The organism is Streptomyces sp. NPDC052043 (genome assembly GCF_044548235.1).
In the GTDB taxonomy this organism is placed as follows: domain Bacteria; phylum Actinomycetota; class Actinomycetes; order Streptomycetales; family Streptomycetaceae; genus Streptomyces.
Genome location: NZ_JBIUBT010000007.1, coordinates 156,551 through 174,252, shown reverse-complemented (window position 1 = coordinate 174,252; position 17,702 = coordinate 156,551). Strand labels below are relative to the sequence as shown.

8 protein-coding genes and 1 pseudogene are annotated in these 17,702 nt (G+C 72.9%); 5 read left to right on the top strand and 4 right to left on the bottom strand.

Features of this window, described 5'->3' with window-relative positions:
• Positions 1-13: 13 nt before the first annotated feature.
• Positions 14-4,126 (bottom strand): annotated as a pseudogene (locus ACIHCX_RS19630) (type I polyketide synthase); the annotation flags it as partial.
• A gap of 378 nt (positions 4,127-4,504) precedes the next feature.
• Between ACIHCX_RS19630 and ACIHCX_RS19625 the strand changes: the two are divergent.
• The 5 genes from ACIHCX_RS19625 (at position 4,505) to ACIHCX_RS19605 (ending at position 9,492) form a co-directional block, all read left to right on the top strand.
• Complete coding sequence (locus ACIHCX_RS19625; RefSeq protein ID WP_400031024.1) at positions 4,505-5,896, top strand: glycosyltransferase; 1,392 nt, start codon at positions 4,505-4,507, stop codon at positions 5,894-5,896.
• A gap of 24 nt (positions 5,897-5,920) precedes the next feature.
• Complete coding sequence (locus ACIHCX_RS19620; protein ID WP_400031022.1) at positions 5,921-6,982, top strand: DegT/DnrJ/EryC1/StrS family aminotransferase; 1,062 nt, start codon at positions 5,921-5,923, stop codon at positions 6,980-6,982.
• Positions 6,979-8,178, top strand: a complete 1,200-nt coding sequence (locus ACIHCX_RS19615) for a cytochrome P450 (RefSeq protein WP_400031020.1) — start codon at positions 6,979-6,981, stop codon at positions 8,176-8,178. Before ACIHCX_RS19620 ends, ACIHCX_RS19615 begins: the two co-directional genes overlap by 4 nt.
• A gap of 51 nt (positions 8,179-8,229) precedes the next feature.
• Entirely contained in the window at positions 8,230-8,430 is a 201-nt protein-coding gene (locus ACIHCX_RS19610; RefSeq protein ID WP_400031018.1) for a ferredoxin, read from the top strand.
• A gap of 207 nt (positions 8,431-8,637) precedes the next feature.
• Positions 8,638-9,492, top strand: a complete 855-nt coding sequence (locus tag ACIHCX_RS19605) for an aminotransferase class IV family protein (RefSeq protein WP_400031016.1) — start codon at positions 8,638-8,640, stop codon at positions 9,490-9,492.
• 91 nt (positions 9,493-9,583) lie between these two features.
• Here ACIHCX_RS19605 and ACIHCX_RS19600 read toward each other — a convergent pair whose 3' ends face one another.
• The 3 genes from ACIHCX_RS19600 to ACIHCX_RS19590 form a co-directional block, all read right to left on the bottom strand.
• Entirely contained in the window at positions 9,584-10,093 is a 510-nt protein-coding gene (locus ACIHCX_RS19600; protein ID WP_400031014.1) for a DinB family protein, read from the bottom strand.
• A gap of 117 nt (positions 10,094-10,210) precedes the next feature.
• On the bottom strand, positions 10,211-11,401 hold the full coding sequence (locus tag ACIHCX_RS19595) for a cytochrome P450 (RefSeq protein ID WP_400031012.1): 1,191 nt from the start codon (positions 11,399-11,401) through the stop codon (positions 10,211-10,213).
• 162 nt (positions 11,402-11,563) lie between these two features.
• Positions 11,564-17,680, bottom strand: a complete 6,117-nt coding sequence (locus tag ACIHCX_RS19590) for a type I polyketide synthase (protein WP_400031010.1) — start codon at positions 17,678-17,680, stop codon at positions 11,564-11,566.
• Positions 17,681-17,702 lie beyond the last annotated feature (22 nt).

The following is a 17,702-nucleotide window of genomic DNA, read 5'->3' as shown; positions in this document are numbered from 1 at the left end:
AGCTGAGAATCCGCTAGGTGGTTTCGAACTCCTCGTCGATGAGGTCGAGCAGCCTCTCGACCGACACCGAGCCGATGTCCTCGTCGGAGAGGCTCTCCCGCGGGGCCGGGTCACGGCGGAGCGAGGCGGCGAGTGCGTCCAGGCGGTCCGCGACGGCCTGGCGTTCGGGGCCGCCGTCCGGCAGGGTCCGCACGGTGGCCTCGAACCTGGTGAGTTCGTCGTCGCACGATCCGCGCGGTGGGGGGCCGGATGCGACGAGGAGGTCCCCGATGCGCCGGGCCGCGAGTTCGGGGGTGGGGAAGTTGAAGACGAGGGTGGCCGGCAGGCGCAGTCCGGTGAGTGCGGTGAGGCGGTCGCTGAGTTCCACCCCGGCCAGCGAGTCGAAGCCCAGTTCCTTGAAGACCGCGCGGGGTCCGACCGCGTCCGGTCCCTGGTGGCCGAGGACGGCCGCCGCCTGGGTCCGCACCAGGCCGGTGAGCCGGCGTTCGCGCTCGGCCGGGGCCAGGGCCGCCGTCTCGGCCGCGAAGCTGTCCGGCGCCGGAGCGGCGGACGGGCCGGCGGGTGCGGCGCCGGGCGCCGCGGCGACGGGACGGGCGGGGCGTGGCGCGGCGGTGTGCTGGGTGCGGGCGCGCGTGAGCGGCCGGGGGGTCGTGCGCTCCTGTTCGGTGAGCTGCCGTACGACGACGGCGTCGGCGGTGAGCACCGGGGCGCCGGTGACGTCGGCGGCGGTCAGGGTCAGCGCGCCGTCGTCGGCAGAGCCGATCCGCACCCGCAGGACGGTGGCGCCGACGGCGTGCAGCCGGACCCCGTGCCAGGCGACGGGGAGTGTGCCGGTCGTGGTGAGGGCGGCGTGCCGGGCGGCGTCGAGGAGCGCGGGGTGCACTCCGTAGGCGCCGGGGTCGTCGGTGGTGCCGGCGTGGAGTTCGACCTCGGCGAGGATCGCCCCGTCGTGGTGCCAGGCGGCGCGCAGGCCCTGGAAGGCGGGGCCGAGGTCGAGGCCGTCGTCGGCCAGCCGCTCGTAGGGGTCGTCGAGGTCGAGGGGTTCGGCGCCCGGCGGGGGCCAGGTGGTCGCGAAGGAGGTGTCGGGTACTGCGGTGTCGGGCGCGGTGCCGAGCAGGCCGCCGGCCCGCCGGGTCCAGGGCTCGGCGGTGGCGTTGCCGGGACGGGAGTGGACGGTGAGGGCGCGTCGGCCGGCCTCGTCGGCGGAGCCGACCCGGACCTGGACGTCCAGGGTGTCATCGCCCTGCAGGACCGGCGCCTCGACCAGGGCGAGTTCGTGCAGGACGTCGCATCCGGTGTCGTCACCCGCGCGGACGGCGAGTTCCACCAGTACGGCGGCGGGCAGCAGGACGCGTCCGGCGACGGCGTGGTCGGCGAGCCAGGGGTGGGTGGCGAGGGAGAGCGTCGCGCCCGACACCGTGCCGCCGTCGGCGAGTTCGACGGCCGGGCCGAGCAGCGGATGCCCGCCGCCCGTGGCATGGGGGGTGCCGGGCCGGGCCGGGGCGGGCCAGTGCCGGGCACGCTGGAAGGCGTACGTCGGCAGGTCGGCGCGGCGGGCTCCGGTGCCAGTGTAGAGGGCGGACCAGTCGACGGGTACGCCGAGGACGTAGAGCCGGGCGAGCGCGGCGGTGAGGGCGGTCTCCTCGGGCTGGTCCTTGCGGAGGGTGGGGACAACATCGACCGGGGTGCCCGGGCTGTCCGGGCTGTCCGGGCTGTCCGGGCTGTCCGGGCTGTCCGGGCCGAGGACGGTGCGGGCGAGGGCGGTCAGGACGCTGCCGGGACCGAGCTCGACCAGCAGGTCGGTGCCGTGCTCGCGCAGGGCCGTCACGCCGTCGGCGAAGCGTACGGTGCCGCGCACGTGCCGCACCCAGTATTCGGGGGTGGCGATCTCGGCACCGGCGAGTGCGCCGGTGAGGTTGGAGATGACCGGCAGCGTCGGCTCGTGGAAGGTGAGCTGGGCGACGACGTCCCGGAAGGCGTCGAGCATCGGCTCCATCAACGGCGAGTGGAAGGCGTGCGAGACCGCGAGGCGGCTGGTGCGGCGGCCCTGTTCCGCGAAGTGGGCGGCGATCCGCTCCACGGCGTCCTCGGCGCCGGAGACGACGACCGCGGTGGGGCCGTTGACGGCGGCGAGCGAGACGTCGTCGCCGAGCAGCGGGAGCACCTCGTCCTCGGAGGCCTCGACGGCGGACATGGCGCCGCCGGCGGGCAGTGCCTGCATCAGGGTGGCGCGGGCGGCGACCAGACGCGCGGCGTCCTCCAGCGAGAACACCCCGGCGACGTGCGCGGCGGCGATCTCGCCGACGGAGTGACCGCCGACGGCGCCGGGGCGCAGCCCGAAGGACTCGGCGAGCCGGTGGAGGGCGACCTCGAAGGCGAACAGCGCGGGCTGGGTCCATCCGGTGCGGTCGAGTGCGGCGGGGTCCTCGCCCCACATCACGGACCGCACCGGACGCTCCAGTTCGGGGTCCAGGGCAGCCAGGACAGTGTCCAGGGCCTCGGCGAACACCGGGAAACGGGCGGCGAGTTCACGGCCCATGCCGAGCCGCTGGGAGCCCTGTCCGGAGAAGAGGGCGGCGGTGGTGCGGGGGGCGGCCTCGCCGCGGGCGCGCTCCACGGCGCCGTCGCCGGTCGGCGTCAGCACGGCGCGGTGGCGCAGCGCGGCCCGGCCGACGGCCAGCGACTGGCCGACGTCCAGCGGGTCGAGGCCGGGGCGGGCGCGGACGAAGGAGGTGAGCCGCTCGATCTGCGCGTCGAGCGCCTGCGGCGAGGCCGCGGACACCGGCCAGGCCACGGCGTCCGCCGCGGGCACGACGGCGGCGGGGGCGGGGGCGGGCTCGTCGGCGGGTGCCTCCTCGACGATGACGTGCGCGTTGGTGCCGCTGATGCCGAAGGAGGACACGGCGGCCCGGCGCGGGCGGCCGGTGGCGGGCCAGGGCAGGGGCTCGGTGAGGAGTTCGACGGCGCCGGCCGACCAGTCGACCTGCCGGGTGGGGGCGGAGACGTTCAGGGTTTCCGGCAGCAGGCCGTGGCGCATCGCCTGGACGGCCTTGACGAGTCCGCCGATGCCGGCGGCGGCCTGCGCGTGCCCGATGTTCGACTTCAGGGAGCCGAGGCGCAGCGGCTGTCCGCCGTCGCGGTCCTGGCCGTAGGTGGCGAGCAGGGCGCGGGCCTCGACGGGGTCGCCGAGCCGGGTGCCGGTGCCGTGGGCCTCGACGAGGTCGATGTCGGCGGGACCGAGTCCGGCGTCGGTGAGGGCCTCGCGGATGACGCGCTCCTGGGCCGGTCCGCTGGGGGCGGTGAGACCGTCGGAGGCGCCGTCCTGGTTGACGGCGGAGCCGCGCAGCACGGCGAGCACCCGGTGCCCGGCGGCGCGGGCGGTGGACAGGCGCTCCAGCACGACCAGGCCGGCGCCCTCCGCCCAGGTGGTGCCGTCGGCGTCGTCGGAGAAGACCTTGCAGCGGCCGTCGGCGGCGAGTCCGCCCTGCCGGGTGTAGGCGACGAACCCGACCGGTGTGGACATCACGGCGACGCCGCCGGCCAGCGCGGTGCTGCACTCCCCCGACCGCAGCGAGCGCAGCGCGTAGTGGAGGGCGACCAGGGACGAGGAGGACGCCGTGTCGAGGGTGACGGCGGGTCCTTCGAGGCCGAGGCAGTGGGCGAGCCTGCCGGAGGCGAGGCTCGGCGACAGGCCGGTGAGGGCGTGCCCGGTGAGGTCCTCGCGGGAGGCGTTGGTGATGGTCGCGTAGTCCTGGCCGTTGGTGCCGACGAAGACCCCGGTGCGGGTGCCGCGCAGGGTGTGTGGGTCGATGCCGGCGTGTTCCAGGGCCTGCCAGGAGGTCTCCAGGACGAGCCGCTGCTGCGGGTCGGTGGAGACGGCCTCGCGGGGCGACATCCCGAAGAAGCCGGCGTCGAAGTCGGCGGCCGCGGCGAGGAATCCGCCGCGGTGGGTCACGCTGCGGCCGGGCCCGTCGCCGGTCAGGGCGGCCAGGTCCCAGCCGCGGTCGCCGGGGAACGGCCCGGTGGCGTCGCGGCCGGAGCGGATCAGGTCCCACAGGTCCTCGGGCCCCTCGACGCCTCCCGGATAGCGGCAGGCCATTCCGACGACCACCACCGGGTCCTCGTCGGCTCCGATCGTCATGCGTCGCTCACCCCTGCGGAAAAGTCGGTCCTGTGGCCACCTCTGGCTGCGGGATCGTAAGCGCGCGAAGCCTGTACTTTTCCCTAAGAAATCACGGGGTTGGGCGCCCGGCCGCGCCCGGACGGCGCGAAAACCCCCTCTTGCGCGCGAAGACTAGGGATTCCCCGGACCCTGGCGTGAGAAGAAGTCAGCGGCACGCTTCTCCCGCGCGGCACAGCGCTCCGCGCGGCGGGGTCGGCGGTGTCCTGTGACGGCGTGCGCGACAGGCGGCGGCGTCGGCGAAAGCGGTCATCCGGCGACATTCGGTGGGTGGGCGCGAGGCGTGCGGGCCGCGCGGTCCGCCACTTTCCGGAGGGTGTTGTCATGGGCGCGCACAGGCGGCCGATCCTGTTCGTGAGTTATGCGGAAAGCGGACTTCTCAATCCGCTGCTCGTACTGGCCGAGGAATTGTCCCGGCGGGGTGTGGAGGATCTGTGGTTCGCCACGGACGAGAAGGCGCGCGACCAGATCAAGTCGGCGTCGGCGGACAGTGAGCTGCGGTTCGCCTCGCTCGGCGACACCGTGTCGCAGATGTCGGCGGTCACCTGGGACGACGAGACGTATGCCGAGGTGACGCAGCGGTCCCGGTTCAAGGCGCACCGCGCGGTCATCCGGCACTCCTTCGCGCCCGAGACCCGGGTGGAGAAGTACCGGGCGCTGGAGAAGGTCGTCGAGGAGGTCCAGCCCGCCCTCATGGTGATCGAGAGCATGTGCCAGTTCGGGTACGAGCTGGCGATCACCAAGAAGATCCCGTTCGTGCTCGGGGTGCCGTTCCTGCCGAGCAACGTACTGACCTCGCACGTGCCGTTCGCCAAGTCGTACACGCCGTCCGGGTTCCCGGTGCCGCACTCGGGTCTGCCGGGGAAGATGTCGATCGCCCAGCGGGTGGAGAACGAGCTGTTCCGGGTGCGCACGCTCGGGATGTTCATGTCGAAGGAGATGCGCGAGGTCGTCGAGGAGGACAACCGTATTCGCGGCGAGCTGGGCATCTCCCCCGAGGCGCGGCAGATGATGGCGCGCATCGACCACGCCGAGCAGGTGCTGTGCTACTCGGTGACCGAGCTGGACTACCCGTTCCCGATGCACGAGAAGGTGCGGCTGGTGGGCACGCTGGTGCCGCCGCTGCCGCAGGCGCCGGACGACGAGGGCCTGTCGGACTGGCTGGGTGAGCAGAAGTCCGTGGTCTTCATGGGCTTCGGCACCATCACCCGGCTCACCCGGGAGCAGGTCGCCTCGCTGGTGGAGGTGGCCCGCCGGCTTGAGTGCGAGGGCCACCAGGTGCTGTGGAAGCTGCCGAGCGAGCAGCAGCATCTGCTGCCCCCGGCCGAGGAACTGCCCGCGAACCTGCGGATCGAGAGCTGGGTACCCTCGCAGCTGGACGTGCTGGCGCACCCGAACGTCAAGGTGTTCTTCACGCACGCCGGAGGCAACGGCTACCACGAGGGCCTGTACTTCGGAAAGCCGCTGGTGGTGCGGCCGTTGTGGGTGGACTGCGACGACCAGGCCGCGCGCGGCCAGGACTTCGGCGTGAGCCTGACCGTCGACCGTCCCGAGACCGTGGACACGGACGATGTCCTCGACAAGGTCACCCGGGTGCTGAACGAGCCGTCCTTCACCGAACGCGCCGAGTACTACGCCGGGTTGCTGAAGGCCGCGGGCGGTCGTACCGCCGCCGCCGACCTGCTGCTCGGCCTGCCCGTCCTGGCCAACGACTGACCGAGGAATTCGAGGAGGTCAAGGATGTCCTATACGTATCCGGTCTCCATGCCGTGGCTGAAGGGCCGCGAGCTGGAGTACGTGACGGAGGCCGTCGGCGGCGGCTGGATCTCGTCGCAGGGCCCCTACGTCCGGCGGTTCGAGGAGGCGTTCGCCGCCTGGAACGACATGCCCCACGGTGTCGCCTGTTCGTCGGGCACCACCGCGCTGACGCTGGCGCTGCGGGCGCTGGGCGTCGGCCGCGGCGACGAGGTGATCGTCCCGGAGTTCACGATGATCGCGACCGCGTGGGCGGTCACCTACACGGGGGCGACCCCGGTGTTCGTGGACTGCGGCGACGACCTGAACATCGACGTCTCGCGCATCGAGGAGAAGATCACCCCGCGCACCAAGGTGATCATGCCGGTGCACATCTACGGCCGGCAGTGCGACATGGACGCCATCATGAACCTGGCGTACGAGTACAACCTGCGGGTCGTCGAGGACTCGGCGGAGGCGCACGGGGTGCGCCCGGTGGGCGACATCGCCTGCTTCTCGCTGTTCGCCAACAAGATCATCACGGCGGGTGAGGGCGGGGTGTGCCTGACCCGGGACGCCCGTCTGGCCGAGCAGATGGCGCATCTGCGGGCGATGGCGTTCACCAAGGACCACAGCTTCCTGCACAAGAAGCTGGCCTACAACTACCGCATGACGAACATGCAGGCCGCGGTGGCGCTCGCGCAGACCGAGCAGCTGGACACCATCCTCGCGACCCGCCGCGACATCGAGAAGCGCTACGACGAGGCGCTGCGGGACGTGCCCGGCATCACGCTGATGCCGGCCCGTGACGTGCTGTGGATGTACGACCTGCGGGCCGAGCGCAGCGAGGAGCTGCGCGCGTACCTGGCCGACCAGGGCGTCGAGACCCGGGTGTTCTTCAAGCCGATGAGCCGTCAGCCGGGCTACTACGACGCCGACTGGCCGTCGTTGAACGCCTCCCGGTTCAGCGAGGACGGCTTCTACCTGCCGACGCACACCGGACTGACCGCGCAGGACCAGGAGTTCATCACCGACCGGATCCGCGACTTCTACGGAGTCGGGCGATGACCGCCGACACCGGGGCGACGACGTACGCGCCGGGCTGCCCGGTCGCCTTCCCGCTGCGCCGGCCGGGCCGTCCGTTCCCGCCGCCGGAGTACGCCGACTACCGGGCGGGCGAGGGCCTGGTCCGCTCCGAACTGCCCGCCAGCGGCCCGGTGTGGCTGGTGACGCGGCACGAGGACGTGCGGACCGTGCTGACCGACCCCCGGATCAGCGCGGACCCCTCCCGCCCCGGCTTCCCGCGGGCCAGGCGCACCGGTGGCGCCCCCTCGCAGTCGGAGATCCCGGGCTGGTTCGTGGCGCTGGATCCGCCGGAGCACGACCGGTTCCGCAAGACGCTGATCCCGGAGTTCACCGTGCGCAAGGTGCGGGAGCTGCGTCCGGCGATCCAGCAGATCGTGGACGAGCGGATCGACGCGATGCTCGCCGCGGGCAACTCGGCCGACCTGATCGCGGACTTCGCGCTGTCCGTGCCGTCGCTGGTCATCTCCGACCTGCTCGGGGTGCCCAAGGCGGACCGGGACTTCTTCGAGGCGAAGACGAGGGTCCTGGTGACCTTGTCCTCCACCGACGAGGAACGCGACGCGGCGTCCAAGGTGCTGCTGCGCTACCTGAACCGGCTCATCCAGATCAAGGAGCGCCGCCCCGGCGACGACCTGATCAGCCGGCTGCAGCGGGCCGGCACCCTGTCCCGGCAGGAGCTGTCCGGGGTGTCGATGCTGCTGCTCATCGCGGGGCACGAGACCACGGCGAACAACATCGGCCTGGGCGTCGTCCAGCTGCTGACCAACCCGCAGTGGATCGGCGACGACCGCATCGTCGAGGAGATGCTGCGCTACTACTCGGTCGCCGACCTGGTGTCCTTCCGGGTGGCCGTGCAGGACGTGGAGATCGGCGGCCAGCTGATCAAGGCCGGTGAGGGCATCGTCCCGCTGATCGCCGCGGCCAATCACGACGGTTCGGTCTTCGACAAGCCCGAGGAGTTCAACCCGGAGCGCTCCGCGCGCTCGCACGTGGCGTTCGGGTACGGCGTCCACCAGTGTCTCGGGCAGAACCTGGTGCGGGTGGAGATGGAGCTCGCCTACCGCACCCTGTTCGAGCGCATCCCGACCCTCGAACTGGCTGTGCCGGTCGAGGAGTTGCCCCTGAAGTACGACGGCGTGCTGTTCGGTCTGCACGAGCTGCCCGTCACCTGGAACTGAGCGACGGGCCCGCCGCCGCGGCGGCGGGCCCGCTGGAACGACCCTGGAGGAATGATGGTGCACGTCAACGTGGACGTCGATCGCTGCGTCGGCGCCGGACAGTGCGTCCTGACCGCGTCGGACGTGTTCGACCAGGACGACGACGGCCTGGTGACCGTCGTCGCACAGCCGTCGGACCCGGCCACGGTGGGGGTGGTCCGCGAGGCCGCGGTGGTCTGCCCGTCAATGGCGATCACGGTGGTGGAGGACTAGCCCAGGCGGAGCGGGAGTTCAACGGGCCGTACCTGCCGATCGGTGGGTACGGCCCGTACCGCGTTCGGCTGCGGCGTCAGTCCGGGGCGAGTTCTCTCCGTCGAAATCGCCTGACGAAGCGGGGTGGGCGGTGGCGGGGCCACGGTGAGGTGATCGACGAGCTCGCCCGGAACTTCCGGACGGGCGTGTGCCTAAGGTGGTCGGGACGTGGCAGCCGGGCTGGGTGTGGGTGAGGGAGGGGTCGTCATCGACCGGGTGGAAGTCAACGGTGTCGAGGCGGACAGTGAGGACCTCAAGGTGCTCACGCGGGTCAGCTACGCGCATTTCACCTCGATGCAGGTGCGGGGCGGTGCGGTCCGGGGGCTGAATCTGCACCTGAGACGGTTGGACGAGAGCGCGCGCGGGTTGTTCGGCAGGGGACTGGACGCAGAGCGGGTGCGGGGATGTGTGCGGCACGCCCTCGAAGGGGGTCCGGACGCGGTATCGGTCCGGGTGACCGTCTTCTCCCGGAGGCTGGATGCCGTGCTGCGCGGCGAGGCCGTGGAGCCGGAGCTGGCGGTGGCGACGAGCGCCCCGGCTGAGGCGCAGAGCGAGCCGATGCGACTGCGGACGGTGGAGTACGAGCGGGACCTGCCTCATGTCAAGCACGCGGGGACGTTCGGTCTGATTCACGGCCGACGGCAGGCGGTGCTCGCCGGGTACGACGACGTACTGTTCACCGATCAGTACGGCCGGATCAGCGAGGCGTCGGTCTGGAACATCGGCTTCTACGACGGGGAGCGGGTGATCTGGCCCGAGGCCGCGGTGCTGCCGGGCATCACGATGCAGCTGCTGCAGCGGGGGCTGGAGGCCAAGGGCGTCCCCTCCGAGCGGCGTGAGGTCCGGCTGGATGACATCGTGTCCCGTGCCTCCGGCTCCCCGGTCCTCGCTGCCTTCCTGACGAACTCGATCTCGCCGGCCGTGCCGGTTGCGAGCATCGACGGGGCAGCGCTGGCCGTCGACTCGACCGTCACGGACCTGCTCGTGGACTGCTACGAGAGCAATCCCTGGCAAGCCGTCTAGGGGTGCTGGGGAAAGCGCTGGTCACAGTCGCTTGTTGAGGACTGCGACCAGCGCGGTCGCAGTCCTGGCGGGCGGCGAGGCCGCCACGGGATCAGGCGCCGACGGTTCCGTCGATGCCCTCGCGCAGAAGGTCCGCGTGTCCGTTGTGCCGGCCGTATTCCAGGAGGACGTGCACCATCACCATCCGCAGCGACACCTCCTCGCGCCACCTCGGCTGATGGCCGGCCCGGTCCAGGGACTCGCTCTCCCGCTCGATGCGGCGCGAGTTCGCCACCTCGGCCTCCCAGGCCGCGAACGCCTCCTGTCGGGTCGACGCGCTCGCGTCGTACGCGGCCTGGAAGTCGATCTTGTCGGACCAGACCATGGGTGCGTCGTTGTCCTCGAACACGCGGCGGAACCAGGCACGCTCCACCTCCGCCATGTGCCGCACCAGACCGAGCAGCGAAAGCGTGGACGGCGGCATCGACCGCTGCCGCAGCTCCTCGTCGGTGAGCCCTTCACACTTCATGGCGAGGGTCGCGCGGTGGTAGTCGAGGAAGGCCCGCAGCATCTCGCGTTCGCTGCCGAAACTGGGCGGTCCTGTGCGGTTGTCGCTGGTCACCGTCGGTGCTCCTCATCCGTGGCTGCGTGCGGGCCAGTATCCTCCCGCCAACCGCGGAAAAAGCTGCGGCCCCCACTCGTCGAGGAGTGAGGGCCGCGGGTGCCGGGTGGCGGGGTGTCACCAGGTGACGGGGAGTTCGGTGAGGCCGCCGTTGAGTTGGCCGGACGTGACCTGGAGTTCCTCGACCGGGCGGGCCAGCTTCAGGCCGGGGAGTCGGGTGAACAGCTGGGTGTAGGCGGTCTTCAGCATCATCCGGGCCAGCGGGGCTCCGATGCAGTGCCACATGCCGTGCCCGAACGTCAGGTGCTCGTTGGGCGAGCGGCGGATGTCGAAGACCTCCGGTTCGTCGAAGACCGCCTCGTCGAAGTTGACCAGGGTGAAGTCGAGCAGCACCAGGTCGCCGGTGCACATGGTGACGCCGGCGATCTCGATGTCGTCGGTGGCGTAGCGCGGCAGCGCGGCACCCGAGCCGCCGGCCTTCGCGGCCCGCAGGATCTCCTCGACTCCGCTCCTCATCACCTTCTCGTCGGCGAGTGCCTCCCGCAGCTGGTCCGGGTACTGCGTGAACAGCACGACGCCCAGGTCGACATGGGTGGCGACGCTGTCGAGGCCGGCGAAGAGCAGGCTCGCGGCGATAGGGCCGATGCGCTCGTCCTCCGGGACCGTCTCACACAGCCGGGAGATCACGTCGTCCCCGGGCTCGGCCCGCTTGCGGCCGGCCAGGTCGGTCAGCAGCCCGAACAGCTTCGCCTGGCTCCTGGCGACGCTCTCCGCGTCGTTCAGCGTGGCCATCTCGCCCAGCACCGCGAGCAGTTGGCCCTGCTCCTGCATCGGGATGCCGATCAGGGCGCACAGCACGGTCAGCGAGTACGGCAGCGAGAAGGTGCCCCGCAGGTCGGCGGGGCGCTCCTGGGCGGCGAAGCCGTTCAGGAGCTGCTCCGCGATCCCCTCCACCATGGGCATCATGTTGAGCACCCGGCGGGCGGAGAACTGCGGGGTGAGCAGGGTGCGCAGCTCGGCGTGCGCGGCGCGGGCCGCCTCGACGTCGTCCATGATGAGCAGGTCCATCAAGGGGTTCTTGACGTAGCGGGGCGCGTTGGCCGGGTCGGCGTGCGCGCGGGCCAGGCGTTCGTCGTGCAGCAGCTGCTTCAGCTCGGCGTGCCGGGTCACCAGCCAGCCCTCGTCGCCGGCCGGAGTGGTGATCTTGGTGACGGGGGCACGCATCTGGAGCTCGCGCAGCAGCGGGCTGAGGCGGAGCACCGAGGGTGCGGCGTCCTCGAGGGAGGGCGGCGGGGTGGGGTTGGGCATGGGACTGCTACTCCTTGGAACAGTGGTGGTGTGCGCGGGTCACCGGCTGCGGGACCGCTGTCGCGTCCGGGGTTGCGCCGTACGAGTGGGCGGGTCCCCGGATGCGGTGGGGGGACAGGGAGGATCCGGCCGGGGTGGCGTGCACCGGCCGGATCCGGCTCCTCAGGTCTCGTCGGCCGGAAGCTCGGCGAGCCAGTTCTCTATGGCCTCGGCGGTCAGGGTCGAGTGCTCCATGGCCAGGGACAGGTGGTCGGCCTCGATGTCGATCACCGCGTCGGCGGGCACCGCGGAGGTGTCGAGCATGAAGCCGTTGTTGGCCTGTGTGGCGCGCAGGAGCAGGGTGGGGGCGGTCGTGGCGGGCGCGTCGATGTCCGTCATCAGCATGAACCAGTGCGCCATCGCCGACATCCGGGCGCTGTTGAGCGTCACGGACGGCGAGTCGATGTCGGCGAGGTAGAAGCGGGTGGTCTGGTCGAGGTTGTTGCCCTCCGAGGGGTCGTACCGGATGGACGCCGTGTCGAGCAGGACGACCGCCTCCGGCTTCACGCCCCAGGTGTCCTCCAGGACGCCGGCCGCGAGGTAGGAGAGGGAGCCACCGGTGGAGTGGCCGACCATCACGAACGGTTCGCCGTCGCTGGCCATCAGGACGCTCTCGGCGACGATCCGGGCCGCCGCGTCGCTGGTGGCGGGCAGCAGCTCGCCGGGGGCGAAGCCCATCAGCGGCAGCGCCGAGACGTGGCGCTTGCCGCGGAAGTGGGCGGCGATGCGCGCGTACTGGTGGACACCGCCGGTGGCGCCGGGCGCGCTGACGAAGATCAGCCGCGGGGAGCCGGGCCCCGTGGCCAGGGTGACGGCCTCGGACAGCTCCTCCAGGTCCGCGGGCGTCTCGAAGGTGGGCCGGGTGTTGGCGACCGCCTTCAGCATCCGCATCGCCTCGACGAGCTTGCCGCCGCGCACCGCGTTGTGGAACAGGCCGACCAGCGTGTCGTCGGGGTGCACCGTGGTGCCTGCGGTGGCGGTGCCGGACGTCTTGCCGGGAGCGGACAGGTCGCCCAGTTCCTCGTTGAGGTGGCGGGCCAGCTTCACCGGTGTCTTGCTGTCGAAGACCACCGACGTCGGCAGGCGCAGCCCGAGGAGTTCGCCGAGCTGGTTGCGCAGGCTGACCGAGACCAGCGAGTCGAAGCCCAGCTCCAGGAAGCCGCGCTCGGGGTCGACGGCGGCGGGGTCGGCGTGGCCGAGCAGGCCCGCGGTGAAGCCGACGACCAGCTCGGTGAGCAGCTTCTCCCGGCCCGCGGTGTCGAGCGTGCGCAGCCCGTCGAGCACGGTCTTGGGCGAGCGGTCCGCGGTGGCGGTGCGCCGGGGGCGCGGCACCAGGTCGCGCCAGAGCGCGGGCAGCGTCTGCTGGACCTGGAGTCCGGTGACATTGATCCGGGTGGGCACGACCATCGGCTCGGTGCGGGCCAGGGCGGCGTCGAACAGGGCGAGGCCGTCCTCGATGCTCATCGGCGGGGTGCCGCCGCGGTCCATCCGCCCCAGGTCGGTGTCGCTGACCTGGCTGGTCATGCCGCTACCGCGGCCCCAGGGGCCCCAGGCGAGGGACAGGCCGGGCAGCCCGGCCGCCCTGCGCCGGTGGGCGAGCGCGTCCAGGGAGGCGTTGGCGGCGGCGTAGTTGGCCTGGCCGGGGCCGCCGATGACGCCGGAGATCGAGGAGTACAGCACGAACGCGGCGAGGCCCTGGCCGAGGGTCGCCTCGTGCAGGTGCAGGGCCGCGTCGGCCTTGGGGCGCAGCACACCGGTCAGTTGTTCCGGGGTGAGCGAGCCGATCAGGGCGTCGTCCAGGACACCGGCGGTGTGGACCACGGCGGTCAGCGGGTGCTCGGCCGGCACCGACGCGACGAGCGTGTCGACCGCGTCGCGGTCGCCGACGTCGCAGGCGGAGACAGTCACCTGGGCCCCCAGGCCGGTCAGCTCGGCGACCAGTTCGGCCGCGCCGGGCGCCTGCGGGCCGCGGCGACTTGCCAGCAGCAGGTGCCGGGCGCCCCGGGTGGTGACCAGGTGCCGGGCGAGCGCGGCGCCGAGGCCGCCGGTGCCGCCGGTGATCAGGACGGTGCCGTCGGGGTTCCAGTCGGCGGCGGGGGCGTCGTCGGCCGGGCGCGGCAGCCGGGCGAGCCGGGCGGCACGCACCTGGTAGTCGCGGACCGCGAGTTGCTGCTCGTCGAGCGTCAGCACGTCGGGCAGCACGCCGGCGGACAGGAAGGTGTCGTCGAGGTCGACGAGCAGCAGGCTGCCGGGGTTCTCGGTCTGCGCGGAGCGCACCAGGCCCCAGACGGCCGCACCGGCCGGGTCCAGGACGTCCTCGTCGTCGAGGGCGACGGCGCGGCGGGTGACGAAGACCAGGCGGGTGCCCGCGAGCCGGGGCTCGGACAGCCACTCCTGGAGGTAGCCGAGGACCCGGGTGGTGAGGGCGTGCACGCCGTCCGCCCCGGCGTCCTTGTGCCCCGGGACGTCCCCTGCCAGCGGGATCAGGAACACATCGGGGGCGACCCCGCTGTCGCCGATGGCGCCGCCCAGGGACTCCGCGTAGGCGGTGACGGTCTCGTCGGCGCGGTGCATGGCGTAGCCGAGGTCGAGTTCGTCGGAGCCGACGACGGCCCAGCGGGTGCTGGTGGCGCGCTCCGCGGCCCTGACGGGCACCCACTTCAGCCCGAACAGGTCGCCCCGGCCGGTGGCGGCCGGGGTGTCGGCGGTGCCGTCCGGGGTGCCGAGGCGCACGCTCTCGGCGGTCAGGACGAGGTTGCCCGCAGGGTCGACGGCGGTGAGGGCGACGGTGTCGGGCCCGGTGGCGGTCAGCCGTACGCGCAGCGCGGTGGCGCCGGTGGCGTGCAGGGTGAGCCCGTCGAAGCCGGCCGGCTCACCGGCCGTGATGCCGTCGAAGGCGGCAGCGGCGCGCAGGGCGGTGGACAGCAGCGCGGGGTGCAGTCCGAAGCCGCTGTCGGGTCCTGCGGGCAGCTCGGCCTCGGCGAACACCTCGCCCTCGTGCCGCCACACCCCGGTGAGGCCGCCGAAGAGCGGGCCGAGGGTGCGTCCTTCGGACTCCAGCTCCGTGAGCGGGACCTGACGGGCGTCGGCGGGCGGCCACTCCACGAGGTCCGCGGCGGTGTCCTCGGCGCCCTCGTCGGGGGCGAGGACACCACGGGCGTACGTGGTCCAGGGGGCGTCGTCCACGGTCGCCGGGCGGGCGTGCACGGAGAGCGTCCGCCGGCCGGAGGCGTCCTCGGGGCCGACGCGCACCTGGAGCAGCACCGCGTCGCGGTCGCCGAGGGTCAGCGGGGCGAGCAGGTCGAGCCGGTCCAGACGGGGGGTGCCGTTCTCGTCGCCCGCGCGGACCGCGATCTCCACGAGGGCCGTGCCGGGGACGGTGATCCGGCCGTCGACGCGGTGCTCGGTGAGCCAGGGGTGGGTCAGCGGCGAGAGGCGTCCGGTGAGGACGGACTCGTCGGCCTCGGCGAGGGTGACGGTGGCGCCGAGCAGCGGGTGCCCGGCGGCGCCGAGGCCCAGTCCGGCGGGGTCGCCGGAGCGGGCGCGCACGATGGGCCAGTACCGGCTGCGCTGGAAGGCGTACGTCGGCAGGTCCACGGGCTCCGGGCGGCCGGGCAGGGTGCCCTCGAACACGGCGTCCCAGTCGGCCGCCTGACCCCGGGTCCACAGGGTGCCGAGCGCGGCGAGCACGGAGGCCTCCTCCGGCTGGTCCTTGCGCAGCGCGGGCACGGCAAAGACCCCGGCCTCCTGGGTGTTCTCACCGACGAGCGCGGACAGCACGCCGCCCGGGCCGACCTCCAGGAAGGTCCGGGCGCCCTCGTCGACGAGGGTGCGCACGGCGTCGGCGAAGCGGACGGCCTGCCGGGCGTGGCACACCCAGTAGTGCGGCGTGGCCAGTTCCTCGGCGGCGACGACGTCGCCGGTGAGGGTGGAGACGACGGGCACCGACGGCTCGCCGAAGGTGAGCTTCGCGACGACGTCCCGGAAGGCGTCGAGCATCGGGTCGACGAGCGGCGAGTGGAAGGCGTGGCTGACGGAGAGCCGCGTGGTGCGCCGGTCCTGCTTCCGGAAGTGCTCGGCGACGGCGAGGACGGCGTCCTCGGCGCCGGAGACCACCACGGAATCGGGGCCGTTGACCGCGGCGAGCGAGACCCGCTCGTCGAACAGCGGCCGCACCTCGGCCTCGGTGGCGCGCAGCGCGACCATGGCTCCGCCGGCCGGCAGGTCCCGCATCAGGCCGGCGCGGGCGGCGACCAGGGTGCAGGCGTCCTCCAGGGACAGTGCGCCGGCAACGTGCACGGCGGCGATCTCTCCGACGGAGTGTCCGGCGAGGTGGTCGGGGCGCAGACCCCAGGAAGCGAACAGGCGGTAGAGGGCGACCTCCACGGCGAACAGCGCGGGCTGGGTGTGGCCGGTGTCGTCGAGGGCCGCGGGGTCCTCGCCCCAGATGACGTCGCGCAGCGAGTGGCCGAGGCGCTCGTCGAGGAGGGCGAGGGTCTCGTCCAGGGCGGCGGCGAACACCGGGAAGCGGGCGTGGAGTTCACGGCCCATGCCGAGGCGTTGGGCACCCTGCCCGGAGAACAGGACGGCCAGTCCGGGGCGGTCGCCGGAGGGGACGGTGCCGCGTGCGGCCTCGGTGTGCTTGCCGTCCGCGGCGACGAGCAGCGCCCGGTGTTCGAAGGGGGTGCGGGTGACGGCGAGGGCGTGGCCGACGGCGACGGGATCGGCGCCGGACGCGGCGAGCGGCCGGACCTTCTCCAGCTGGGCGTCGAGGGCGTCGGCGGTACGGGCCGACACGGGCCACGGCACGGCACCAGGAACGACCGGCTCGGGCTGCGGTTCGGCGTCGGTGTCCTCCTCGGCCGCGGGGGCCTCTTCGAGGATGACATGGGCGTTGGTGCCGCTGATGCCGAAGGACGACACACCGGCCCGGCGCGTCTGCTCGCCCTCGGGCCAGGGGGTGGCCTCGGTGAGCAGGCTGACGTGGCCGGCGTCCCAGTCGACGTGCGTGGACGGCGCGTCGACGTGCAGGGTGCGGGGCAGCAGCCCGTGGCGCAGGGCCAGGACCATCTTGATGACGCCCGCGGCGCCGGCGGCGGCCTGGGTGTGGCCGATGTTGGACTTCACCGTGCCGAGGCGCAGCGGACGGCTCGCGTCGCGGTCCTGGCCGTAGGTGGCGAGCAGGGCCTGCGCCTCGATGGGGTCGCCGAGGGTGGTGCCGGTGCCGTGCGCTTCGACGGCGTCGACGTCGGCGGGCGAGAGCCCGGCGGAGGCCAGCGCGTCGCGGATGACGCGCTGCTGGGCGGGCCCGTTGGGGGCGCTGAGGCCGTTGGAGGCGCCGTCCTGGTTCACGGCGGAGCCGCGCAGCACGGCGAGCACCGGGTGGCCCTTGCGCCGGGCCTCGGAGAGCCGCTCGACGAGGATCATGCCGACGCCCTCGGACCAGCCGGTGCCGTCGGCGGAGTCGGCGAACGCCTTGCAGCGGCCGTCCGTGGCGAGGCCGCCCTGAAGGCTGAAGCCGACGAAGCTGGACGAGGTGGTCATGACGGTGACACCGCCGGCCAGCGCGAGGTCGGCCTCGCCGGAGCGCACCGACTGGGCGGCCAGGTGCAGGGCGACCAGGGCCGAGGAGCAGGCGGTGTCGAGGGTGACGGCGGGTCCTTCGAAGCCGAGCGCGAAGGACAGCCGGCCGGACATCACGCTGGCGGCCAGGCCGTTGCCCGCGTAGCCGCCCATGTCGTCGTCGGAGGCGAGGACGAGGTGGGCGTAGTCCTGCGAGTTGGTGCCGACGAACACGCCGGTGCGGCTGCCGCGCAGGCTGCCGGGGGCGATCCCGGCACGCTCGACGGCCTCCCAGGCGGTCTCCAGGAGCAGCCGCTGCTGCGGGTCCATGGCCAGCGCCTCGCGGGGCGAGATGTCGAAGAAGCCCGGGTCGAAGTCGGCCACGTCGTGCAGGAAACCTCCCTCCTGCGTGCTGCTGCCGTCCTCTCCGTCACCGGCGAGCGTCTGAAGGTCCCAGCCGCGGTCGGCCGGGAACCCGGAGATGGCGTCGCGGCCGTCGGCGAGCATCTCCCAGAGGTCCTCCGGGGAACGCACACCGCCGGGGAAGCGGCACGCCATGCCGACGATCGCCACGGGCTCGTGGCGGCCCGCCTCGGCTTCCTGGAGGCGCCTGCGGGTCTGGTGGAGATCCGCCGTGACCCACTTCAGGTAATCGACGAGCTTTCTTTCGTCCGGCATCGTCCGTTGAACCTTCCTCAGA

Coding starts and splice junctions, on each gene's coding strand:
- ACIHCX_RS19625 (WP_400031024.1), top strand. CDS start 4,505: ATGGGCGCGCACAGGCGGCCGATCCTGTTCGTGAGTTATGCGGAAAGC.
- ACIHCX_RS19620 (WP_400031022.1), top strand. CDS start 5,921: ATGTCCTATACGTATCCGGTCTCCATGCCGTGGCTGAAGGGCCGCGAG.
- ACIHCX_RS19615 (WP_400031020.1), top strand. CDS start 6,979: ATGACCGCCGACACCGGGGCGACGACGTACGCGCCGGGCTGCCCGGTC.
- ACIHCX_RS19610 (WP_400031018.1), top strand. CDS start 8,230: ATGATGGTGCACGTCAACGTGGACGTCGATCGCTGCGTCGGCGCCGGA.
- ACIHCX_RS19595 (WP_400031012.1), bottom strand. CDS start 11,401: ATGCCCAACCCCACCCCGCCGCCCTCCCTCGAGGACGCCGCACCCTCG.
- ACIHCX_RS19590 (WP_400031010.1), bottom strand. CDS start 17,680: ATGCCGGACGAAAGAAAGCTCGTCGATTACCTGAAGTGGGTCACGGCG.